Source organism: Mucilaginibacter celer (genome assembly GCF_003576455.2).
Classification (GTDB): Bacteria; Bacteroidota; Bacteroidia; order Sphingobacteriales; family Sphingobacteriaceae; genus Mucilaginibacter; species Mucilaginibacter celer.
This window is the reverse complement of sequence record NZ_CP032869.1, coordinates 6175218-6199040: the sequence shown is the minus strand read 5'-3', so window position 1 is coordinate 6199040 and position 23823 is coordinate 6175218. Positions and strand designations below refer to the sequence as shown.

General features: G+C 45.0%; 14 protein-coding genes and 1 tRNA gene. 12 read left to right on the top strand and 3 right to left on the bottom strand.

All coding sequences use genetic code 11. The annotated features are described in order from the left end of the window. Nucleotides 1–251 precede the first annotated feature (251 nt). Nucleotides 252–1181, top strand: a complete 930-nt coding sequence (locus tag HYN43_RS25780; protein WP_119406757.1) for an NAD(P)-dependent oxidoreductase — start codon at nucleotides 252–254, stop codon at nucleotides 1179–1181. A 235-nt stretch (nucleotides 1182–1416) separates the two neighbouring features. Further along, on the top strand, nucleotides 1417–3696 hold the full coding sequence (locus tag HYN43_RS25775; RefSeq protein WP_119406756.1) for a Tex family protein: 2280 nt from the start codon (nucleotides 1417–1419) through the stop codon (nucleotides 3694–3696). Nucleotides 3697–3831: 135 nt separating this feature from the next. Here HYN43_RS25775 and HYN43_RS25770 read toward each other — a convergent pair whose 3' ends face one another. Next, nucleotides 3832–4308, bottom strand: a complete 477-nt coding sequence (locus HYN43_RS25770; RefSeq protein WP_090532141.1) for an Lrp/AsnC ligand binding domain-containing protein — start codon at nucleotides 4306–4308, stop codon at nucleotides 3832–3834. Between the two features lie 151 nt (nucleotides 4309–4459). Between HYN43_RS25770 and HYN43_RS30525 the strand changes: the two genes are divergently transcribed. From HYN43_RS30525 to HYN43_RS25750, 5 genes are all read left to right on the top strand, one after another. Then, nucleotides 4460–4570: transfer RNA gene (locus tag HYN43_RS30525), tRNA-Asp, on the top strand. Between the two features lie 569 nt (nucleotides 4571–5139). Then, on the top strand, nucleotides 5140–6330 hold the full coding sequence (locus HYN43_RS25765; protein ID WP_119406755.1) for an ROK family protein: 1191 nt from the start codon (nucleotides 5140–5142) through the stop codon (nucleotides 6328–6330). 64 nt (nucleotides 6331–6394) lie between these two features. Beyond that, nucleotides 6395–9514 (top strand): SusC/RagA family TonB-linked outer membrane protein, encoded by a 3120-nt coding sequence (locus HYN43_RS25760; protein ID WP_119406754.1) that lies wholly within the window; start codon nucleotides 6395–6397, stop codon nucleotides 9512–9514. Nucleotides 9515–9542: 28 nt separating this feature from the next. After that, the gene (locus tag HYN43_RS25755) at nucleotides 9543–11456 is read left to right on the top strand and encodes a SusD/RagB family nutrient-binding outer membrane lipoprotein (RefSeq protein ID WP_119406753.1); all 1914 of its coding nucleotides are present in this window, start codon (nucleotides 9543–9545) and stop codon (nucleotides 11454–11456) included. 288 nt (nucleotides 11457–11744) lie between these two features. Then, nucleotides 11745–15167, top strand: a complete 3423-nt coding sequence (locus HYN43_RS25750) for a ThuA domain-containing protein (RefSeq protein ID WP_119406752.1) — start codon at nucleotides 11745–11747, stop codon at nucleotides 15165–15167. Between the two features lie 243 nt (nucleotides 15168–15410). Here the strand turns inward: HYN43_RS25750 and HYN43_RS25745 are convergent, their stop codons facing one another. Both HYN43_RS25745 and HYN43_RS25740 read right to left on the bottom strand, forming a co-directional pair. Next, nucleotides 15411–16172: a phosphosulfolactate synthase gene (locus tag HYN43_RS25745; protein WP_119406751.1), complete on the bottom strand. Its 762-nt coding sequence runs from the start codon at nucleotides 16170–16172 to the stop codon at nucleotides 15411–15413. A gap of 520 nt (nucleotides 16173–16692) precedes the next feature. Then, nucleotides 16693–18096, bottom strand: coding sequence for a tetratricopeptide repeat protein (locus HYN43_RS25740; RefSeq protein ID WP_119406750.1), 1404 nt, complete (start codon nucleotides 18094–18096; stop codon nucleotides 16693–16695). Between the two features lie 239 nt (nucleotides 18097–18335). Between HYN43_RS25740 and amaB the strand changes: the two genes are divergently transcribed. The 5 genes from amaB to plsX all read left to right on the top strand — a co-directional run bounded on the left by amaB (nucleotide 18336) and on the right by plsX (nucleotide 23821). Next, on the top strand, nucleotides 18336–19877 hold the full coding sequence (gene amaB, locus HYN43_RS25735; protein WP_119406749.1) for an L-piperidine-6-carboxylate dehydrogenase: 1542 nt from the start codon (nucleotides 18336–18338) through the stop codon (nucleotides 19875–19877). A 450-nt stretch (nucleotides 19878–20327) separates the two neighbouring features. Further along, nucleotides 20328–21977 carry a S8 family serine peptidase gene (locus HYN43_RS25730; protein WP_119406748.1) on the top strand — a complete coding sequence of 550 codons (1650 nt, stop codon included), beginning with the start codon at nucleotides 20328–20330 and terminating at the stop codon, nucleotides 21975–21977. Between the two features lie 160 nt (nucleotides 21978–22137). Next, nucleotides 22138–22659 (top strand): YceD family protein, encoded by a 522-nt coding sequence (locus tag HYN43_RS25725; protein ID WP_119406747.1) that lies wholly within the window; start codon nucleotides 22138–22140, stop codon nucleotides 22657–22659. Between the two features lie 15 nt (nucleotides 22660–22674). Further along, nucleotides 22675–22866, top strand: coding sequence for a 50S ribosomal protein L32 (gene rpmF, locus HYN43_RS25720; protein ID WP_119406746.1), 192 nt, complete (start codon nucleotides 22675–22677; stop codon nucleotides 22864–22866). Between the two features lie 16 nt (nucleotides 22867–22882). Next, nucleotides 22883–23821, top strand: a complete 939-nt coding sequence (plsX, locus tag HYN43_RS25715; protein ID WP_119406745.1) for a phosphate acyltransferase PlsX — start codon at nucleotides 22883–22885, stop codon at nucleotides 23819–23821. The last annotated feature ends 2 nt before the right edge of the window (nucleotides 23822–23823 follow it).

Below are 23823 nucleotides of genomic sequence, written 5' to 3'. Positions count from 1 at the left end.
CCCGGTATTGAAAGATGCCGGGCTTTGTTATTTTCCTTGTACACCACGTCATTGCGAGGAACGAAGCAATCGCGAACTATACAGAGCGGACCAGCTTATGTGCGATTGCTTCGTACCTCGCAATGACGTGGTGGCGAGAATCAACGTTTTTCTATCCCCAAAGTAAAAATCGCTCTCCTATTATAAAACCCTCTCAGCTAATACGGTAGCAATTCGTACTTTTATCCCCTAATACAAAAATTAATACTGCGTTGAAAAATAATATTCTGATTGTTGATGATGTGCACGCCATATTTATGGAAATGGCCGAAGCTAAAGGTTACACCTGCGATTACCGTCCGCTGATTAAGGTTGACGAAGCCATGCAAATTATAGGCGATTACGCCGGTTTGGTGATCCGTTCAAAATTCAGGGTTGATAGGGCTGTGCTCGATGCGGCTACCAATTTACAATTCATAGCCCGTGCCGGTGCCGGGATGGATAATATTGATGAAGTTTACGCGCTTGAAAAAGGCATTAACCTCATTAACGCGCCCGAAGGTAACTCGGATGCAGTGGGCGAACATGCTATAGGTTTGTTGCTTTCGCTGATGAACAACTTAAACCGTGGCGATGCCGAGATCCGCAATGGCGAATGGAAGCGTGAAGCCAACCGTGGTTACGAGCTGAAAGGTAAAACCGTGGGCATTATAGGCTATGGGCATATGGGCAGCAGCTTTGCACGCAAGCTTTCGGGCTTCCAGGTAAATGTTATCGCTTACGATAAATATAAAACCGGTTTCAGCGATAAATACGCACGTGAAGTGAGCATGGAAGAAATTGTTAAGCATAGCGATGTGCTCAGCCTCCACATCCCCCTAACCACCGAAACCGACGGACTGGTGGATGATGAATACCTGTTCCACTTTAAAAAACCGATATTTTTCCTGAACACATCGCGCGGAAAAACCGCTAAAGTATCGGCTATACTGAACGCCATTCGCGAAGGCAAAATTTTAGGTGCCGGTTTGGATGTGCTGGAAGTTGAAAAATTCCCGTCGCTGGCCGAGCAAAGCTGGTTTGATGAGTTGAAACAAAGTGGTAAAGTACTTCTGAGCCCGCATGTGGCCGGGTGGACGTTTGATTCGTACAGGAAGATTAGCGAGGTGATGGCGGAGAAGTTGATTGATTTGAAGGGCTGATATTGCTTGAAACCTCCACGCGTCATTGCGAGGTACGAAGCAATCCCCAATAAGCAGAGCAACCAAGTCAATCCGCCCTGCACAGTTCGGGATTGCTTCGTACCTCGCAATGACGTTCTTTTTGTACCTTGTCTAAAAGATAAAACAAGCCAATCAAAATCTTTCAACCCATTGTTAACAACCTTTTTTTGAATTGTAAGCCGATTGCCCCAACTTCGCAATCCGAATTTTGATTATGAGTATTCATTATAAAATAATTGCCACGGAGCTTTCTGTGGCCGAGAAGCAGGTAACCGCTACGGTTGAATTGCTTGATGAAGGAGCAACCGTTCCGTTTATTTCCCGTTACCGTAAAGAGGTTACCGGCAGTTTGGATGAGGTACAGGTAACCACCATCCGCGACAGGGTGCAGCAACTACGCGAACTTGATAAACGCCGCGAAGCCATCCTGAAATCGCTTACCGATATGGGCAAACTAACGCCCGAACTGGAAAAGCAGATTAACGAGGCCGAAACCATGGTTACGCTGGAAGATATCTATCTGCCATATCGCCCTAAACGCAAAACCCGCGCTACCGCAGCCCGCGAAAAAGGTTTACAACCGCTGGCTGATATCATCCTCGAACAACAAAATAAAGATCCTGAACTGATTGCTGCCGAATATATCAGCGATGAAAAAGGGGTTGCCAGTGTGGAAGAAGCTTTGGCCGGTGCAAGGGATATCATTGCCGAAACCATTGCCGAGAATGTAGAAGCTCGTACCAAAATTCGCGAGTTATTTGTAGAGAAAGGCACTTTTGCATCGCGCGTGGTTGAAGGCAAGGAAGAGGCCGGCATTAAATATAAAGATTACTTTGAGTGGACCGAGCCTGTTAAATCGGCCCCATCACACCGGATCCTGGCCATGCGCCGCGGCGAAAAGGAGGAGATTTTATACCTCGACCTGAAACCAGAAGAAGATGACGCGCTTGAAATACTGGAAAGCAGCTTTGTAAAAGCGAACAACGCAGCATCCGGACAGGTACGCTTAGCCATAACCGATGGCTACAAGCGCTTGTTGAAGCCATCGATGGAAACAGAAGTACGTTTGCTTACCAAAAAGAAAGCCGACGAAGAGGCTATCCGTGTTTTTGCCGAGAATGCCCGCCAGCTTTTGTTGGCTGCACCGCTTGGGCAGAAACGTGTTATGGCGATTGACCCTGGTTTCCGTACAGGCTGCAAAACGGTTTGTTTGGATGAGCAGGGTAAACTGTTAGAGAATACGGCCATTTACCCGCACACCGGCGCAGGCCAGGCACGCGAGGCCGAAAAAACTGTTGAATATCTTTTCAAAAAATATAACATCGAAGCTATTGCCATCGGCAACGGTACAGCAGGCCGCGAAACAGAAGTGTTTGTACGCAAGCTGAACTTACCGGGTGCCGTTATAGTGATGGTAAACGAAAGTGGTGCATCTATCTATTCGGCATCTGAAGTGGCCAGGGAAGAATTTCCTGATTATGACGTTACCGTTAGGGGCGCGGTATCAATCGGTCGCCGTTTGATGGATCCATTGGCTGAGTTGGTAAAGATCGATCCAAAATCAATTGGCGTTGGTCAATATCAGCACGATGTTGATCAAAATAAATTGCAAACATCACTGGATGATACCGTGATCAGTGCTGTGAATGCTGTTGGTGTAGAATTAAATACCGCCTCCAAACAGATTTTGGCTTATGTATCAGGCCTTGGTCCGCAACTGGCGCAGAACATTGTGGATTACCGTAATCAAAACGGCGCGTTTAAACGCCGTGATCAATTGAAAAAAGTGCCGCGTTTGGGCGATAAAGCATTTGAACAGGCGGCAGGTTTCCTCCGCATCCACGATGCCGAAAACCCGTTGGATAGCAGCGCAGTACACCCCGAGCGTTACGGTTTATTACAACAAATGGCTACCGATATGAAATGCACGGTAAAAGATTTGATGAGTAACCCAACCCTGCGCAAAAGCATCCCGCTACAAAAATACACTTCCGAAACGGTTGGCTTACCAACGCTTAATGATATCATGGCCGAGCTGGCCAAACCAGGCCGCGACCCGCGCGAGCAGTTCGAGGCTTTCAGCTTTACCGATGGCGTAAACGCGATTGGCGATTTGAAAGTGGGTATGAAACTACCTGGTATTGTTACCAATATCACCGCTTTTGGTGCTTTTGTTGATATCGGTGTTCACCAGGATGGCCTGGTGCATTTAAGCCAGATCACTAATCGCTATATTAAAGACCCGAACGAGGTACTGAAAGTGCACCAAAAAGTTGAGGTTACCGTTACCGAAGTTGACGTGAACCGTAAACGTATCGCCTTATCGATGAAAGAAAATGATAAGAGCGCACCTGACCAGCCGCGACGGAATGATGACCGCAGACCGCAAGGTGGTGGTAACAAGCCAAACTTTAACAACAAACGCCAGGAGCGTGAACCGGAAACAGATATGGCTTTGAAGCTGGCTGCTTTGAAGGGTAAGTTTAAGATTTAATCCTCATTACTCACCACGCGTCATTGCAATGACGTGATAGTTCGAAACTCCAAGCTTCCAAATAATTATAAAAAAATAACGCCCCTATCCCGGTAAAACCAGGGTAGGGGCGTTTTCAATAAGTTGCGTAAAATTTTATTCCAGCGTTATCTGCCTCCTGATGCTTTCTTCGAGCGAAATGAAGGTTTCGGTACGTTGAATGCCGCGCACACCTTGGATCTGCTCGTTCAAAACCTCGCGCAGGTGGGTGGTATCATGACATACAATTTTTGCGAAGATGCTCCACTCGCCGGTGGTGTAATGCAGTTCAACAATCTCTTTAATTGTTTTTAGCTGCTTTACGGCTTCGTTATACTGAGATCCTTTTTCAAGATAAATCCCGAGGAATGCGGTGATGTCATATCCTAACTTTTGTGGATCAACCTCAAGGCTGGCACCTTTTATTACACCCATCTCCTCTAACTTTTTCATCCGCACGTGTATGGTTCCGCCAGAAACAATCAACTCTTTAGCTATCTCGGTGTACGGAGTGGTAGCATTCTTCATTAATATTGACAAAATCTGGATGTCGAGATTATCAATTTCTAAATTTTGAGCTTTTCTGTGGGACATAAATTTGAATATCTATATTGAAATACAAGTTTAATTAAAATTCGATTAAAAATAAAATATTTTTGTTGAAATATTTGCAAGAAATAGATAGTCCTATTAAATTTGTATCAAGCAAAAGGGAAATGCTTACTGTTCTTTAAACGAAAAACAATGTTGGGTGGTGAAATTTTTGGCAGACACACCTCCTTGTCCCGGTGGCGGAGATCATGGAAAACCCGTAAGGGCTAACCACTCTGTGAAGGTTCGAATCCTTCCCCAACAGCAAGTTTAAGTACAAGGTTTAAAGATGGCTACTGCCAACTAAAAACTGCGAACTAAAAACTTAATTCACTGTAGGATGGTGAAATTTTTGGCAGACACACCTCCTTGTCGCGGTGGCGGAGAAATTGGGAAACTTTTAGCAATAAAAATAACCACTCCGTGAAGGTTCGACTCCTTCTCCTACAGCTCTTCTCATAATTTAGGTTTATAATTGGTTAGTAAAGGCCCCTGCCCATCAGGGGCTTTGCTGTTTTTATAGGTTTTTGAAACAACACCTTGCATTAAATAACTCATATTGCCAGGCTTGCCTGTTTAGCCCATTGCAACCACTCCCCCTCCCCCATCCTCTTGCTTCTGAGCTGATAAACAGCATATTCTTCCTGCAATTATTAAGTTTCAAAGCATTATCAAGGGCTAATTATATCTGTGCCACACCAAAAAAATCTATCAAGCCACAAAACTTTATATCCCATAATTTTATAAACCTTTAAAAAGTTTTTAAAAAAAATAAAAAGTCTATTGGATATTTTAAATAAAACACTAAGTTTGAATTAATAACCACCCCAATTAATGGCCATTGTAACCAAGCACGATCTTTTAAGAAAAGAACTGATCAAGCAGTTTTTTTATAACAAGTATCTTACGCTTAACGAGTTGAGCAAGCTTACTCATAAAAGCCTGCCCCTGATAACCACGATAGTTAATAACCTGGTGGAAGAAGGCTATGTACAGGAGCACGGGCTGGCCCCATCTACCGGCGGGCGGCGTGCTTTGTCTTACCTGCTTAACCACCAGTTGCAGCGTTATGTTGTTGCCGTGGCAGTTGATCAGCTGATTACCCAGGTAGTGATTTACGATATGATGAACAATATCAAAATCACTCCCGAAACTAAAGAGATCACTCTTTTAAGAGATGATAACTCTTCGCTGGCAACTTTTATTGATTTTATAAAAGGCTACATCTCCCGGTCGGGGATCCCTCATAACCAAATTCTTGGTATAGGGGTGGGCATGCCGGGTTTTGTTAACGCAACTGAGGGCATAAACCATACCTTTTTCAAACCCGACGGTGGCATCAGTCTTAAAAAATATTTAAGCGATGTTTTTGGACTGCCGGTGAGCATCGATAACGACTCGAGTTTAATAGCACTTGCCGAGTTAAAATTTGGTGTGGGCAAAAATCATAAGGATGTACTGGTAGTTAATATTGGCTGGGGCATTGGTTTGGGAATGGTGGTTAACGGATCTTTATTCAGAGGGCATACAGGTTATGCAGGCGAGTTTAGCCATATCCCATTATCGGAAACCAACAAAATATGCTCATGCGGCAAGCGGGGTTGCCTGGAAGTTGACACTTCGCTGCTGGTAATGATTGCGCGTGCAAAAGCCGAGATGGATGGTGGGGCAAGTTCAAGCATGGAAAAAATTTATAAGGGCACAGCCGATTTGCCTGTAGATTCTTTCCTGCACGCTGCACGCACCGGCGACCCATTGGCGGTTTCCATCCTTTCGGATGCAGCTTTTTTAATTGGCAAGGGCATATCCACCCTGATCCATATCATGAATCCGGGGCTTATTGTGCTGAGTGGAAGCGGGGCCATAGCCGGTAAAATACTGATGGCCCCTATTCAGCAGGCCATAAATGAATTTTGTATCCCCTGGCTGGCCGAGCAAACAGAGATTGAGGTTTCGCGGCTGGCCTCGGATGCAAAGCTTTTAGGCGCAGCAACCTTAGTGATTGAGCACTGCGACTTTAATTAATGCAATACATCGTACTAAAAAGAAACACTACCTATTATTTAATAACTACATAATCCCAAAAAACATGAAACAAATGTACCTGAGGTGTACCGCCGTTTTGTTATTCAGTTTGATGACAATGGCAGCGTATGCGCAAAAAGTAGTTACCGGTACGGTAACTGAAAAAACGGGGCAGGCCGCTCCTGGTGTCAATGTTACCGAAAAAGGTACAACCAATGGCACCGCCACCAATGTTAATGGCAAGTTTACACTTACTGTGAAACCGGGTGCCATATTAACGTTTTCGTTTGTAGGCTATAAAACGCAGGAAGTTGCAGTTGGCCAAAATACAACTATTAATGTGGTAATGGAAAGTGGGGAAAGTAGTTTGAATGAGGTAGTGGTAACGGCTTTAGGTATTAAGCGCGAAAAAAAATCATTAGGCTACGCCGTACAGGAAGTAAAAGGACAAACCATTGCCGACCGCAAGGAAGCAAACATTGTTAACGCGCTTTCGGGCCAGGTAGCGGGTTTACAAATTACCCGTTCAAGCAATGGCCCGGGTGGTTCAAGCCGTATTACCTTAAGGGGTAACAACTCGCTTACAGGTACAAACCAACCCCTCATTGTGGTTGACGGCACGCCTTTAGATAACTTTATAGGTAACGAAAACAACAATAACGATTATTACAACCCCGGCAGGGATATGGGTAACGGTTTGGCCGATATCAACTCTGATGATATTGAGAGTATGAGCGTGTTAAAGGGCCCGGCTGCAGCTGCACTTTATGGCTCGAGGGCTGGTAACGGTGCCATTTTAATTACTACCAAAACAGGTAAAAGCCAAAACGGTTTAGGTATTACCTTCACCTCATCATTTGGTTTTGAAAGCATATTTGCAAGGCCTAAAATGCAAACCGTGTTTGGCCAGGGTACAGGCGGTGGTTTTGTAAACACCTCTGATCAGAGCTGGGGCGAAAAAAATGGCGGGCAAAGCCAAACCGCTCTTGATGGTACAAAGTTTGCACAAAACTATAACGATAACATCGCCAATTATTTTCAAACAGGTTTGCAATCAATGCAAGGCATTTCATGGCAGCAACAGTATAAATCAACATCGGTTTATACTTCATACAACCGTTTGGATGATAAAAGCTACATCCCTGGTGCCAAGCTGATCCGCAATAACCTTACCGCACGTACGGTTAGCAAATTTGGCAGTAATGACAGGTGGACAGTTGATACCAAAGTTCAATACATCAACGCAACAGCAAAAAACCGTCCGCAGTCTGGCTACAACCCTAACAACTATTTTTATTACCTGGAAACACTTCCAAATTCAATAGATGTTACCAGTTATAAAAATCCGTTGAACTCTGCCGGTAACATGCGCTGGTGGCATGACGGACCGGACCTGAACCCTTACTGGGCATCAAAATACAGTCTGAACGAGGATATCAGGGACAGGTTTTTATTAAACGCATCTATCAAATATCAATTTAACAAATGGTTAAATGTTGAAGGCCGTGCCGGTGCCGATAAATATACCACCAATGCCGAAAACAGGCTGTACGCAGGTGCTCCCGGTGTTACAGGCGGTTCATACGGTGTAAGAAGAACCTCTTTCACCGAAACCAACTACAGCATGCTGTTCACTGCCAAAAAAGATAACCTGTTTGGCAAATGGGGCGGCGTTGCAACATTAGGTGGTAATCTTATGGACAGGAACCGTTCATTCCTTAGTGCAAGCGCCGGTACTTTAAATGTACCTAACCTGTTCTCTATAAACAACGTAGTAGGCAATCCGGTGCTTGGCCAGGGTCTCTATCGCCACAACATCAACTCGGTTTATGGTTCGTTAGGTATCAATTATGATCAGTTCCTGTTTTTTGACGGCACTTTCAGAAACGATTGGAGCTCGGCATTAAGCGCTGCCAACCGTTCATATTTTTATCCATCGGCAACCGGCTCATTGGTATTTTCTGAATTGCTTAACAGAAATGGCAACCTGCCATCATGGATCACTTACGGTAAATTAAGAGGTTCGTACGCTGCCGTTGGTAACGATATGGATGAGTATCAGCTGGTAAATACCTACACCATCAGCAAAGACCCGCTTGGCAACACCACCGCAAGCAGAAATGATGTGTTGTTTGATCCGAATGTTAAGAGCGAGCTGATTAAATCGTACGAAGCCGGTTTGGAAATGCGCTTTTTCGGCAGCCGATTAGGTTTTGACTTTTCGGTTTATAAAACTAACGCAACCAGGCAGCTCATCAACCTGCCAATGGATAACCTAAGCGGTTACACTTCGCGCAAAATCAACGCAGGTAATATCCAGAACAAAGGTTTGGAGTTAATGGTTGACGGCAAGATTTTCACCGGCAGGGGTTTTAACTGGAATACGCTGGTAAACTTCTCTATGAACCGCAACCTTGTTAAATCGCTTACAGCCGATGTATCACAATACGCATTAGGCGGTTATGATAACATTGCTGTAGTTGCACAAACCGGACAGATTTACGGTACAATTTACGGTACAACATTTAAACGCGTAACAGATGCCAACAGCCCTTACAAAGGCCAGCTGATCCTTTCGAACGCAGGTTTACCACAAACTGATGACGGCGTAAAAAGCAACCTGGGTAACCAGCAAGCTTCAAGCTTATTAGGTGTTACCAACTCTTTCTCATACAAAAGCTTCAGCTTCTCATTCCTGGTTGATGCCCGTTTTGGCGGCAAAATCTTCTCCGGAACTTTGCAAAAAATGCAGGCCCTTGGTACCGCAAGCAACACCGTTGTTGGCGGCGACAGGAAAGATTTTGTAGTTGATGGTGTGGTATTGAATACATCTACTAACCAATACCAAAAAAATACAGTTGCTGTATCTCCTCAAAATTACTGGGCTGCGGTTGCCGGTCGCGGTAACTTAGGTATCACAGAAGCTAACATTTACGATGCCTCAAACATCCGCGTTCGTAACGTTCAGTTTAGCTATGATCTGCCAAAAAGCCTGATGACAAGCTTAGGTATGCAAAGGGCAAAAATAGGTGTATCTGCCAATAACGTATGGTTAATTAAGAGCCACCTGAATGGTATGGACCCTGAATCTGTTTTTGCAACCGGAAGCAATGCAACCGGCTTTGAAAGCGGAAGTGCGCCTACAACACGTACCATATTGCTTAACCTAACCGTAGGCTTTTAATTAACTCTAACAAAGAAAATTCATAGATATGAAATCGATATTAAAAAAATCATGCATCGTGCTGTTGGCAACTTCAATGCTGGCATCGTGCAAGAAGTTTAATGATGTGAATACCGATCCCTTTGCAGCAAACGGCGATCAGGTTCAAACAGAATATTTTATAAACAACGCTATCATCGGTGCGCAGCAGGACCCCGGTTTATCCGAGCGTATGTTTATCCTTTACTGGGTTGTTGGCGGTCATTCGCTGCAGGATGAGGATGGCGATACTTTTTCGCAAGGTTCATTTGTTGATGATTGGGCATCTGAATACTACAGACAGTCATCGCAGTGGCAAAATAATATCAACACTGCTATACAGGTAGGTACCGATCAAATAGCTAAGGGTACATCAAAACCTTATACACAAAACCTTATCCAGGTTGCAAGGATCTGGAGAGCGTACCTGATGAGCGAGTTTTCGGATACTTTTGGCCCAATGCCTACCGATGCTTTCCAGGGAACAAACCCACAGTTTAAAGATGTAAAAACGGTATATTATTTTGCTTTGGGCGAGCTTAAAGATGCTTCGTCAAAACTGGATCTGAACGTTACCAATCCATCACAGGTTAAATCGGAAGATCCTGCTTACAATTATGATTATGCTAAATGGCGTAAATTTGCCAACTCGTTGCGCATGCGTTTAGCCATGCGTTTATCTGAGGTTGATGCATCAAAAGCAAAAACCGAATTTGAAGATGCTGCCAAAAACAGCGACTTTATTACAGATGCTACCGATATCTTCAGTGTAACCGAATCGCATGGCTGGGATGCATTGGCCAGCGTATTCCGTCGCGAATCATCATGGATGGGCCTGCCAATCTCTGCTACTTATAACAACCTTGCTGTTGGTTTGGGCGGTGTTAAATCGGCCGACCAGTTAAGTGCAACCTTCCAATCGGCTATTAAGCCTGCCAACTGGCTTGGTCAACGCTATACCGATCAGTTTGCTACAAAAACCAACGACCCTATGGCTGGTTACTGGTTAAACGGCTTGCCGAATACTATCGATCCGCGTGCATATAAAATATACAGCATCCCGGGCAATACTACTGATATCAATTATCCGTCAATCAGCACAAGCTTTACAACATCAAAAGGCGATCTGAAAAACACAGCCGGCACAGTTGTTAAAACACTTGATGCAAAATACACCTGGAATGCCAAAGTTGATGGTAACTGGGGCCCTAAAGCATCACGTAATGCGGCTATCACTACCAACGGATGTAAACCATTGTTAAACCTGCTTTATCGCAGCGGCAACAACCGCAGGGTATTTTTTGGCCCATGGGAAACTTACTTCCTGCTTGCCGAAGCTGCCGAACGCGGATGGACATCGCCTGTTGCTGCTAAAACTGCTTATGAAACAGGTATTGCTAAAAGTTTCGAATATTTCGGAACGACAGCTAACCTTAGCACTTACCTCGCTTCTACTGATTACAACCGCGTAGGTACCTCTGTTAACTGGGATAACACCACCGAACCAGCTGCAACCCACACCATGAACTATGAAGATGGTATTACCGGAGCCGCAGGTACTGTTGATGTTGCCTATCCTAAAAATGATCTGTATAAATCGGGTACTGTACGTAATGATCACCTAACCAAAATCATTACCCAAAAATACCTGGCACAACTGCCATGGTTGCCTTTAGAAACCTGGAGCGACCACAGAAGGTTAGGATTACCTTTCTTCGAGAACCCGGCGGTTGAAGATATCCTGACCGATTTGCCGGCATTAACCGGTTCAAACTACATGACCAGCAGCATCCAGTTTTTGCCGCAACGTGTAAAATATCCGTCGAACCTGCGTAACAGCAACGCCGCCGGTTATAACACAGCCGTATCTGCCCTTGGTGGTGCCGATGCAGTGTTAACACCGCTTTGGTGGGCAAAACATTAATAAACTTTACTTTATGTAGTTTTGCTAAGCCGGTCCTGATAACAGGGCCGGCTTTTTTATTAGCCTTCATGCCACCTCAATTCAAATAGATAAACCTGATTTTAAGCTTTAAAAAACAACACAATAATTTATCGTGTCATTTTTACACATTGGCTATTGTTTCGTAAATATTTAGTTATAAATTTGATAGGCAGCAATTTATTGCAATCGATTGAGTAAATTACGGCCCCAAACCCTAAAAATTAAAGGCATAAAACCAATTAACCCAAAACCAATACAAAAGTCGATATGAGAAAAATCGTGCTGATAATGTTTGCGGCCCTTAGCTGCATTTATTTATCCTGTAACAAAACGCGCCCCAATAAACCAAAGGTGCTCATCTTTTCAAAAACCATGGGCTTTCACCATGCATCTATCGATGCGGGTATCGTAGCTATCAAAAAACTTGGTGCCGAAAACGGATTTGACGTGGATACCACAAAAAATTCGGCAATGTTTAATGACGATACACTGAAACAATACTCAACAGTGATATTTTTAAGCACTACCGCCGATGTACTTGATTACCGCCAGGAAGCCGCTTTTGAGCGCTATATCCAGGCAGGCGGCGGCTTTGTGGGCATCCACGCTGCATCAGATACCGAGTACGACTGGGGCTGGTATGGCCGCCTGGTTGGCGCCTGGTTTTATGACCATCCCGGCATCCACGATAAAAACCCCAACGTACAACCCGGCACCTATAACATAGTTGATGCTAATAACGATGCCACCAAAGACCTGCCAAAGGTTTGGAAACGCACCGACGAGTTTTACAGTTTCCGCAAACCGCTGGCTGAGGATGTGCATGTACTGATCACCCTTGACGAAAGCACCTACAAAGGCGGCAAACGTATGGGTCTGCATCCTGCCACCTGGTACCATGATTTTGATGGCGGTCGCTCGTTTTATACCGCCATGGGCCATACCGACGAAACTTATAAAGAAGCCGGTTACCTGAAAATGCTGCTTGCCGGTATTAAATATGCCATTGGCGATAATAAGGAACTGGATTACGGCAAAGCCAAAACACAAAACCCACCCGATGAGGACCGGTTTAAAAAGACCCAGCTCTCAACCGGCGAGTTTTTTGAGCCTACCGAAATGACCATCTTACCTAACTTTGATATACTGGTACTGCAACGCCGCGGCGAAATCATGCTGTATAAGCACGATACCCAAAAGGTAAAACAGGTTGGTTTTTTTGATGTGTACTGGAAAGCCCACGTACCCAATGTAAATGCAGAAGAAGGTATGTTGGGTTTGGCTAAAGACCCCGACTTTGAAAAAAATAACTGGATTTATATTTACTACAGCCCTGCGGATAGTTCGGTTAACCGCTTATCGAGGTTTACCTTTAAAAACGATACGCTTGATAAGAAAACCGAAAAAGTAATATTGGAGGTAAAGGCGCAGCGCGAGATCTGCTGCCATACCGGCGGCTCGATAGCCTTCGGACCGGGGCCTGATAAAACCCTGTTTTTCTCGGCCGGTGATAACTCAACGCCTTTTGATGAAAAGGGTCAGAAATACGTGAGCAGCGGTTATGCTCCGCTGGATGACAGGCCGGGACATTTACAATTTGATGCCCGCCGCTCGGCAGGTAATACCAATGATCTTCGCGGTAAAATTATGCGCATCAATGTAAAGGATGATGGCACGTATGACATCCCGGAAGGCAACCTATTCCCTAAAGGCACACCTAAAACTCGCCCCGAAATTTATGTAATGGGCGACAGGAACCCGTACCGTATCTCGGTAGATCAGAAAAATGGTTACCTGTACTGGGGTGAGGTTGGTCCGGATGCGCATAACGACAGTTTGGATACCCGCGGCCCTATGGGTTATGACGAGGTTAACCAGGCAAAAAAAGCCGGTAATTTTGGCTGGCCTTATTTTGTAGGCGATAACAAACCATACCATCTGTATGATTATGGCACAGGCAAATCGGGCCCGGCCTTTGATCCGAAACATCCGGTTAACGATTCGCGCAACAATACCGGTTTGCGTGACCTGCCTCCGGCACAGCCCGCATTTGTATGGTATCCGTACGGACCATCGGCCGATTTCCCTCAGGTTGGTACAGGCGGCAGAAATGCCATGGCTGGTCCGGTGTATTATACTGATATGTTCCCTTCAGATACCCGCCTGCCCGATTATTATAACGGCAAGTTTTTAGCGTACGATTGGATGCGCGGCTGGATCAAGGCCATCAGTCTTACACCCGAAGGTGATTTTGATAAGATGGAGCCTTTCTTCCCTAAACTGAAGGTGAACTCGATGATTGATATGGAGGTTGGCCCCGATGGCAGGCTTTACGGCCTGGAATACGGCAGCGGCTGGTTTAGCCACAACCCGGATGCAGGCTTGTTCAGGATTGATTATATAGCAGGCAACCGCCCGCCAGAGATCACATCATTTAAAGCCGACAAAAAATCGGGCGTGCTGCCGTTTACTGTTAAACTTTCGGTTGAGGCTCACGATCCGGAAAAAGACAATATCTCCTACACCTGGAATTTAGGCAACGGCGTAACCAAACAAACAACTACGCCAACGCTTAGCTATACCTATACTACTGTAGGCGATTATAAAATTACGGTTGAAACTAAGGATGATAAAGGTGCTGCCGGTAAAGGCGCCCCTATAGCCGTTTACGCAGGTAACGAGCAGCCTACGGTTAGCATCAATATATCCGGAGGTAATAAATCGTTCTATCTGCCGGGCCTGCCCGTTAAATATGCAGTTAGCGTAACCGATGGCCCGGATACCAAAGCGGTTGATCCGAAACGCATTTATGTAGGGCTTGATTATATTGATGGCTTTGATAAAGCGCAAACTGCTGCGCAATTAGAACAGGGCGAACCTGAAAACCGCGGTAAAACCATTATGTTAACCATGGATTGCAAAAGCTGCCATAAGGAAGACGGTAAATCTATCGGTCCGTCGTTTTTACAGGTTTCAGCCAAATACAAAAAAGATCCTAACGCTGCGGCTAAACTTAGCCAAAAGGTAATAAAAGGCGGTGCCGGTGTTTGGGGAGAAACTGCAATGTCGGCCCACCCAAGCATCAAAAAAGGTGATCTTGACCAGATCATCAACTGGGTGCTCTCGTTAGATAAGAGCGATCAGAAACCATCATTGGCTGCATCGGGTACTATTTTGCCTGCTCCGCCAGAAAAACAACAGTCGGCGGCGTTGGTGCTCTCGGCCAAATATACTGATGATGGCGGTAACGACATCAAAAAGATGACCGGAAACGCCGTAGTATCGCTAAACAGCAGCACTTATTTGTTTAAAGGCTCGGAGAAATTTAACGGATTTACCGCCTTTAAATACAATGGTATCAACCTGATGATCTACCCTGGCGGCGATGGCTGGTTTGAGATTGACAATATCGATTTAACCGGCGTGCGTTCCATCAACCTTACCAACTTCTGGCAGGCACCACCAACGGCCCCTCTTAATTTTGAGTTGAGGCTGGATTCTGAAACCGGCGCGGTAGCCGGAAAAGGCAGTATGGCCGTACCGGCTAAGGATGCCAAAGGCGGTGTTGTACACCTTGTGCTTAACCCGGTTACCGATGGTAAAATGCATAAGCTGTTTTTTGTGTATAAACCGGCAAGTAAGGCTGCTATGACAGCAGGGGTAACTTCGGTTATTTTTAGTGCGAAATAGACAGGAAAGAACCCAATACTATAAAAAAGCGGCGAATCTGTTAAACAGGTTCGCCGTTTTTTTATTCTATTTTAATCACAGCCCCAAGCGTACTTCGCCCGCATCTTTTTTAAAGGTAGCGTCCACGCTTCCATACCTGAGCAGCTAAGCGTAGATTCTTAATCCTGCATACCCGTCCAAACAAAAAAAGCCTTCAGAAAATTCCGAAGGCCCTGGTTAATTGTGTATAAGATCAGTCAACAATTACATTTCTAAAAAGTGATCAAAAGTATCACTACGGATGCCGAGGCGCAAAGTTTCCAGGGGGATAATATCTGCCGGGGCGATGTTACCCAAACTTACATTGGCACCTATAAGCTTAATAAACCAAACCTGTTGTGCCTTTTGCGGAGCTTCCCAGATAATAGCTTCTTCCGAAATCTGGGTTAATATTTCATCAACCAATCCCTGGCGTACCTCGCCCGAATCGCGGTAGATCCCTACGTTGCCGCTTTCGCGGGCTTCGGCAATCACTTTCCACGAGCCGGCTTCAAGTTCGGCGTTCATGAGCTTGATCCATTTATAAGGGGCGAAGATTTTCTGTACATCTTTCGAACCTACTTCCGAGATCACGGTTACCTGCCTGGCCAGTTCGCTGATGTAATTACATTTCACATCATGCTCGATGGTGATCGATCCATCTGATACCTCGGCATGCTCCAGTTTATATTTATCCAGTAAACGGCGATAATCATCAAACTGGTTACGCACAATAAATGCTTCGAACAAAGTACCGCCAAAATAAACCGGAATGCCGGCTTCGCGGTAAAGCTGTAGTTTTTGATCAAGGTTTGGCGTAACATACGATGTAGCCCAACCCAGTTTCACAATATCAGTATATGGCCCGCCAACTTCAATAAAATCTTCAACCTGGCGCAGGCTAAGCCCTTTATCCATAACCATGGTAATGCCTTTATCACGTGGTTTAGCTGTACGTTCGGGAAGATGATTGATAGTGTAGTTCATTTCAAGACGGTGGTTATAGCCTATAACTAAAAGTTCTAACTGCCGTAAAGGTCGCAACAAATGTGCAGATGTGCAAATTTCAAATGTTAAATTTAGGTACGTGGTTTATTGGGTTGATTAGGTGAGTGGTTGTTTTTTTTAGTGAGCGGTTGATTGAGTTGATTAGGTGAGTGGTTGGCGTGGATCCTATCTTTTTACTATTTGCTACCGCGGGTTTAGCGCAGCGTAACCGGTGGGAATAACCATTCGGGGCTGTGCCCCGAGAGTGGGGATTTAAGTTATAAACTTTTGCTACCGCAGGTTTAGCGTAGCGTAACCTGTGGGAATAACTATTCGGGTCTCTGACCCGAGTGGGACTTAAGTTATAAACTTAAGTGATGGTGAACCACGGGTTACGCTGCGCTAAACCCGCGGCAGTTAATCATAATAAAACAACAAAGGCGCGAAATTCGCGCCATTGTTGTTTTATGTTCCGCGGCAAAACCCCTCACCTAATCAACCATTCACCACTCACCCAACCCTACCTCGTATACCTCGCAATAATATCAATAATCACCTTATTATTTTGCAGCTGCGGCAGGTAATCAAACAGGATGTAGTGTTTATCCGGATCGGCCGTTAAGGCGTACTCAAGGTTGTTGAGGGCTTCGTTGTATTCGCCTTTGGCAAATAAGTAAGCAACAATGCGATAATAAAGCTCGGCAGATTCAGGGTTGTTTTTTATCGCTTCGGCTATAATCTCGGTAGCTTCGTTAAGCTTTTGCTGTTCGTACAGTATCGATGAATAATCCAGCCAGGCATCAACATCCAGCGGATTTAGCTCAACAACCTTTTCGTAAGCTTTTTCGGCTTCGGGCAAATGACCAAGTTTATACTCGGCATCAGCAATGGCAAACCAGAAATCGGCATTGGCAATATCCAGATCGAGCGCTTTTTTGTAAAAGTGCAGGGCCTCAAAATAACGCTCCTCAAAATCGAGGGTTACACCAATCCCAAACCAGGCATCGGCCAGTTTAGGGTCCATCTTAACCGATTTTTTATAGAAAGCCCGGGCATCGTCCATCTGCTCCAGTTTTTCGTAGCATTCGCCAATAGCGCAATAGGTATCGGCATTGGGTTGCTCGTATTCAAAAGTCTGGCGGTATACTTCTATCGCTTCAGCATATTTTTCAAGGTTAACTAACGCATTACCTTTATTAAAGTAGGCTGATGCAAAGCTGTCTTTTATTAAGATAGCATAATCATAAGCGTCGATAGCTTTTTCAAACAGGCTTAGCTTGGTAAAAGCGTTACCTAAGTTATACCAGGCTGCGTAGCTGTAGGGCTCGTTATCGATATATTGCTGGTAAAACTGTACGCTTTCCTGCTGGTTGTCCATTACGTCGTAGCAAAAAGCCAGTTCGTAAAGGGCATCCTGATTTTCCATGTTTTGCTTAAGGCAAAGCTTAAGGTAGGTAATGGCCGTATCGTAATCGCCCATGTTTTGGTAAACGTAGGCAATGTGCAGCAATATCTCGTCGGTTTCCTCGGCAAGGTCGAGCGCCTTTTCGTAGTTTTCTAACGCTTCCGAGTAACGCTCCAGGCTTTCGTAAAGGTTGCCACGGATGATATAAATATCAGCATCAGATGCTTCGAGCATGGCAGCTTTATCCAGGGCCGCGAATGCCTCGGGTACCTTGTTGGTTACCACAAGCAGCTGGGCCTGTTTAATCAGGAAAATTGCCGCAAAAGGGTGCTGATTTCGCGCGTATTCTGCTACCTGTAAAGCCCTGGCTGGGTCATTTTTCTCGATGTAGTAGTCGATAATGTTCTCAAACGCCTGGGCATCAAAAAAGTACAAGTCCTGATTTCTGATCATTTCCTCGTACCGTTCTACCGAGAATTTTGGGTCTTCGGTAAAACCAAATTCAAATTCTTCTTCCATTCAATTTTGTTTGCAGAACATCCGCTTTAGGTTGACAAATTGCCTTGTAAAGACTTATTGAGTCTTAAATTACAATAACAAACCAACCCAAATGCAATTAAGTTTTCAACATTCACACATTGTTAACAACTGTTTATTACAAAGCCTTGATAATTAATAGCAATGGATACAGCAGGTAACAAATGGGGGATACTGAAAAATTGCCTCAAAGATTTCTACCTTTGGCAAAAGTAACAATTATGGAGCCTAATATTTCAGATATCCTAAAACGTTTACATATAAACGATATTAATGAGGCCTTTAGTACAGGCAACAACTGGGGCAGCAGCGCCAATGCTACTGTAAAAGATATACTATCGCCGGTTGACGGTAAAAAGATAGCCTCAGTACGTTTAGCTACCGAAAGCGATTATAACCAGGCAGTTGAGCAGGCGGCCAAAGCATTTAAAACCTGGCGCAAAACCCCTGCGCCCAAACGAGGAGAGATAGTACGCCAGATTGGCGAGGCCCTGCGCGCCGCCAAACAAGACTTAGGTACACTGGTATCCTACGAGATGGGCAAAAGTCTGCAGGAGGGCCTGGGCGAAGTACAGGAGATGATTGATATAGCCGATTTCGCAGTAGGCTTAAGTCGCCAGTTATACGGCCTGACCATGCACAGCGAAAGGCCTGAACACCGCATGTATGAGCAGTACCATCCGCTGGGTATTGTAGGTATTATTTCGGCATTCAACTTCCCGGTAGCGGTTTGGAGCTGGAATTCATTGCTGGCCTGGGTTTGCGGCGACGTTTGTATCTGGAAACCATCCGAAAAAACTCCGTTAACGGCGATTGCCTGCCAGCACATAGCACAGGAAGTTTTTAAAAAGAACAATATTGAAGAAGGTGTATCATGCCTGGTAATAGGTGAGCGTAATATAGGCGAGTTAATGGCCGCGGATGCCCGTGTTCCGCTGGTATCCGCCACTGGCTCTACCCGCATGGGCAAAGCAGTTAGCGCTGCTGTAGGCGCAAGGTTGGGCAAAAGCCTGCTGGAGCTTGGTGGCAATAACGCCATCATCATCAGCGAAAATGCGGATCTGGATATGTCATTGATCGGTGCTGTTTTCGGCGCGGTGGGCACAGCCGGGCAGCGTTGCACCAGTACCCGCAGGCTCATCATCCACGAAAGTGTTTATGAAGCTTTTAAACAGAAACTGGTTAATGCCTATAAACAGATCAGGATTGGTAACCCATTGGATGAGCATAACCACATGGGCCCGCTGATCGATAATGATGCAGTTGCTTTATACCTCAACTCGATTGAGAAATGCAAAGCCGAAGGCGGCAACTTTGTGGTAGAAGGCGGCAAACTGGAAGGTGCCGGTTACGAATCGGGATGCTATGTAAAACCATGCATTGCCGAGGCGGAAAATCATTTTGAGATAGTACAGCACGAAACCTTCGCGCCGATACTTTACCTCATTAAATACAGCACCATCGACGAGGCCATCGAACTGCAAAACAGCGTTCCGCAAGGCCTTTCATCAGCCATCATGACCAATAATTTGCGCGAGGCAGAACAATTTTTATCCTATGCGGGTTCCGATTGCGGTATTGCCAACGTTAATATCGGTACTTCGGGCGCGGAGATTGGCGGTGCGTTTGGCGGTGAGAAAGAAACCGGCGGCGGCAGGGAATCAGGCTCAGATGCCTGGAAGGTTTATATGAGGCGGCAGACCAATACTATAAATTATTCTAAAACCTTGCCATTGGCGCAGGGGATTAAGTTTGATTTGTAGAGGTTGTCTGAACCGGGATTTGGGTGGATTATGGGGGTTTATAGGATTTGCTTGTCCTTTTTAATAAATTGATAAGGGAAAAATCCTGCCCATCCCCATAATCCACCCAAATCCCGGTTCAGAAAAAGCGTTAGGGATAGGAGCGGATACCGGCCTCGTGGCTAAGGCCTGCGCAGTATGAGCGCATAGCCCGGCCGCAGGCAACGCCCTTATTGAGAGATTAGTGATTGGAGAATAGAGATTAGTTAGGTTCTGAACCGGAATTTATCGAATTAAAGGAATGAACAGAATGCTAAGCAAATTCCATAAATTCTTTAATTCGATAAATTCCGGTTCAGACAAAAAATCCTATAAATCCTCCTAATCCCCCCAAATCCCGGTTCAGACAATTTAAACTAAAACGATTCAACAAAGTCTTTAAAAAAGACAGATTAATAAAAAACAAGTTCAATGTTCAATTTTTGCAAGTACGTTACCGGCACAGCTTTATCAGCAGCATTATTATTCAACTATTCGGCTTCGGCTCAACAAATGCCTGCGGCCGAACCTGCCCCGCCTAAGGCCTGGCACCTGCTGGATTTAAAGGAAACCGGCTACTACGGCATCAGCCTGAAACAGGCTTACCTGTTTGTAAAGGCAAAAAAAAGCAAACCTGTAGTGGTTGCCACTATTGACAGCGGTGCCGATACCCTGCAAAAAGACCTGAAACCGGTGCTTTGGGTAAATAAAAAGGAAATTCCGGGCAATGGTATTGATGATGACCATAACGGTTATGTTGACGATATACACGGCTGGAACTTTTTAGGCGGCCCCGGCGGCAAGGCCGACTTTACCGAAACCACCGAGGAGGTGCGCGAGTATAACAAACTGAAGGGCAAATACGCGTCCGTTACCGACTCGACCGCTACCGATAAAAAAGAATACGCGTACTGGCTACGCGTTAAAACCGTTTATGATTCGACGGTGAATAAGGCCAATACCGAGATCAGCCAGCTTTCGCCTGTGATGAATGCTTTGATGGTTACCAGCGGCTACATTAAACGCGGTTTGAATTTACCGGCCAATGGTACTTTTACCAAAGCTGACCTGGTACGCGTAAAAGCCCTTAACGATACCCTGAGCCAAAGCAAATACGTTTGGGAATCGGTTTTCTCGCAAGAGGGTGTAGGTGCCAACAATGCCAAGATCATCAAAGACCTGAGCGAATATTTGGCCAAACTAAACAACGATGTATCGCCCGATCTTACCTCGCGCAAGCGCATTGTAGGTGACGATCCGGATGTACAGGATGGCAAACCTTATGGCAACAACCTGGTAAAATTTGCCGATGCCGCCCACGGAACAGGTGTAGCCGGATTAATTGGCGCGGTACGTAATAACAACTACGGCATTAACGGCGTGGCCGATAATGTGAAGCTCATGATTATCAAAGCCGTACCCAATGGCGATGAATATGATAAAGACATAGCCAACGCCATTCGCTATGCGGTTGATAACGGCGCAAGGGTAGTTAACATGAGTTTTGGTAAAAAAATCTCTCCGCATAAAGAGTGGGTTGATGCCGCCTTTAAATACGCTGCTTCAAAAAATGTTTTATTGGTAATGGCAGCCGGAAATGATAACCAGGATGTAGATGCCCAGCCGGAGTTTCCGAATGATACTTTTTTGGATGGATCGGCAACTGATGCTGATAATGTGATCAATGTAGGTGCATCGGGCCCTAAATCAGGTCAAAAACTTGCCGGAGATTTTTCCAACTATGGTCAAAAAAACGTTGATGTTTTCGCGCCGGGAGTGAAAGTAACTTCGCTCACTACCGATGCCGAATCAGATACCGAAGATGGCACCAGCTTTGCCTCGCCAATTACTGCGGGCATAGCCGCTTTAATACTGGAGTACTATCCCAACCTCAGTGCCAAACAGCTGAAGCAGGCCATTTTGGGTTCGGCTACGCCGCTTACTACCACCATGGTATTGAAGCCCGGCAGCAAAACCGAGAAGGTAAATTTTACAACACTCTCAAAAACAGGCGGTATTGTAAACGCATATAAAGCGCTGCAACTGGCCTCGAAAATGAAACCAGAGCTTTCAGGCAACTGATCTGCCGATAATCAGGGAGATTATTCACACCGAATAATCTCCCTAACTATCAACCTTTTACCTTTAGCCTTTTACCTTTCAGCTCCCAAAAAAGGCAAAATGAAAAAACACTTTTCAGTTATGGTATTTTTCCATACATTTGCGGGCTAATTGTTGCTCATTGAAATCGCTTAAAAAATATTCGATTCCCTTTACGGGGCTTAAACTGGGGAAACACCTGTTTGAGTATGACATACAGGATGATTTTTTTGACGAGTTTGAATATTCGCTCGTTAAGAAAGCAACCCTGCACTGTGAAATTGAACTGGATAAGCAGGAAACTATGCTGATCCTGAACTTTAAGATAGATGGCACAATTGAAACCACCTGCGATAGGTGTTTGAAGCCCTTGCCAATTCAGCTTGATATTACCGAACAGCAGATTGCTAAGTTTAGTGATGAAGAGATTGATGAGGATGAAGAGATTATAACACTCGGCAAAAACGATCACGAGATTGACGTTGCCGGGTTGATATATGAATATATTAACGTAGCAGTGCCGTTTATTTCAATTTGCGGCGAGGGTAATAACTCAGTCTGCGATAAAGAAATGCTTGATAAGCTGAAAAGCTTATCGGCAAACGGTGAACAAAGTGAGCAGGCAGACCCACGGTGGGATGCCCTCAGGAACATGAATAAATAATTAATTTAGGATATTATGCCACATCCAAAGCGGAAATTTTCGAAATCAAGGAGAGATAAACGCAGAACTCATTACAAAGCGGAAGCTCCAACTTTAACTACCTGCCAAACTACAGGCGCTATACACTTGCCGCACCGCGCGTATACTGTTGATGGTAACGTTTACTACAACGGCAAGTTACTTATTGAAAAAGCAGCAGTAGCCTAAGCTAAATTTTCTGAAAATGAAGATTGGCTTGGATATTATGGGCGGTGATTACGCTCCTAAAGCAGCTGTTTTAGGAGCTATCGAAGCTTATAAAACTTTATCACCCAACCAGAAGCTGGTTCTTATTGGTGATAAGGAGGTTACAGTAAGTATTCTTCAGGAAAATGGTGTAAGCCCCGATCACTTCGAGTTTGTGCATACAACCGAAGTTATTGGCATGGGCGAGCATCCCACAAAAGCTATTGTTCAGAAACCTGATTCGAGCATTTCAGTTGGTTTCCAGCTGTTAAAAAAAGGCGAGATCAAGGCTTTCTCATCAGCTGGTAACACTGGTGCCATGCTTGTTGGTGCCATGTTCAGCGTAAAAACTATTCCGGGTATTTCACGCCCGGCTATGACAACCATTGTACCCAAACTTAAAGGCGGTTTGGGTATTTTGTTGGATGTAGGTGCCAATGCCGATTGTAAACCCGATGTGCTTGTTCAGTTCGGTGTACTCGGCAGCTTGTTCGCGCAATCTGTTTATGATATCAGTAACCCGCGGGTTGCCCTCATTAACATTGGCGAAGAAGAAGAAAAAGGCAATTTGCTTTGTCAGGCTACCTACCCTTTAATGAAAGAAACAAAGTTGTTTAACTTTGTTGGTAACGTTGAAGGACGCGACCTTTTTAGCGAAGGTACCGATGTATATGTATGCGATGGTTTTACCGGCAATATAATATTAAAGCTGGCCGAATCGTTTTATGTTATTACACGTAAAAAAGCGCTTAAGGACGAGTTTTTTGACCGGTTTAATTATGAACAATACGGTGGCAGCCCTATTTTGGGTGTTAATGCCCCGGTTGTAGTTGGCCACGGCATCTCAAGTCCCGAGGCTATTAAAAACATGGTGCTGCTATCAAGGGACATGGTAGAGAGCAATCTTGTTGATAAAATAAAACAAGCATTCCAGTAATT

Bases quoted from the DNA above. Each gene is read 5' to 3' on its own strand.
- HYN43_RS25755 (WP_119406753.1), top strand. From the start codon at position 9,543: ATGAAATCGATATTAAAAAAATCATGCATCGTGCTGTTGGCAACTTCA.
- HYN43_RS25750 (WP_119406752.1), top strand. From the start codon at position 11,745: ATGAGAAAAATCGTGCTGATAATGTTTGCGGCCCTTAGCTGCATTTAT.
- rpmF (WP_119406746.1), top strand. From the start codon at position 22,675: ATGCCACATCCAAAGCGGAAATTTTCGAAATCAAGGAGAGATAAACGC.
- HYN43_RS25775 (WP_119406756.1), top strand. From the start codon at position 1,417: ATGAGTATTCATTATAAAATAATTGCCACGGAGCTTTCTGTGGCCGAG.
- HYN43_RS25765 (WP_119406755.1), top strand. From the start codon at position 5,140: ATGGCCATTGTAACCAAGCACGATCTTTTAAGAAAAGAACTGATCAAG.
- HYN43_RS25745 (WP_119406751.1), bottom strand. From the start codon at position 16,172: ATGAACTACACTATCAATCATCTTCCCGAACGTACAGCTAAACCACGT.
- HYN43_RS25740 (WP_119406750.1), bottom strand. From the start codon at position 18,096: ATGGAAGAAGAATTTGAATTTGGTTTTACCGAAGACCCAAAATTCTCG.
- amaB (WP_119406749.1), top strand. From the start codon at position 18,336: ATGGAGCCTAATATTTCAGATATCCTAAAACGTTTACATATAAACGAT.
- HYN43_RS25730 (WP_119406748.1), top strand. From the start codon at position 20,328: ATGTTCAATTTTTGCAAGTACGTTACCGGCACAGCTTTATCAGCAGCA.
- HYN43_RS25770 (WP_090532141.1), bottom strand. From the start codon at position 4,308: ATGTCCCACAGAAAAGCTCAAAATTTAGAAATTGATAATCTCGACATC.
- plsX (WP_119406745.1), top strand. From the start codon at position 22,883: ATGAAGATTGGCTTGGATATTATGGGCGGTGATTACGCTCCTAAAGCA.
- HYN43_RS25760 (WP_119406754.1), top strand. From the start codon at position 6,395: ATGAAACAAATGTACCTGAGGTGTACCGCCGTTTTGTTATTCAGTTTG.